Origin of the sequence: Ursidibacter arcticus, assembly GCF_009761375.1 — a bacterium.
Lineage (GTDB): Bacteria > Pseudomonadota > Gammaproteobacteria > Enterobacterales > Pasteurellaceae > Ursidibacter > Ursidibacter arcticus.
In genome coordinates, this window is record NZ_LEKM01000200.1 from 1 (window position 1) to 332 (window position 332).

The window sequence follows — 332 nt, forward strand, 5'->3', positions numbered from 1 at the left end:
AATATTATTATGGATACCACATTCTTTGGTCGGGAATTTGGTATTTTGGTGATAATGGATAGCGTGAGCGAAAAGGTCGTTTATCACCAACTGGTTAAGACCGAACGAGATGAGTATTACCACGTTGCATTAAATAGATTAAGAGAAAAAGGCTATATTATTCAATCAATTACCTGCGATGGTCGTCGTGGATTGCTTAGGGACTTATTCGATACTCAGACACAGATGTGCCATTTTCATCTCGTTGCAATGGTGATGAGAAAGCTCAGAAAAAAACATAAATCAGCGGCAGGAAAAGCGCTCAAAATACTTGTTAAAACCCTCAAGGAAAG

At 38.6% G+C, this 332-nt stretch carries 1 pseudogene; it reads left to right on the forward strand.

The features are described from left to right. Positions 1-332 (forward strand): annotated as a pseudogene (locus A1D25_RS09155) (IS256 family transposase, variant Zn-binding type); the annotation flags it as partial.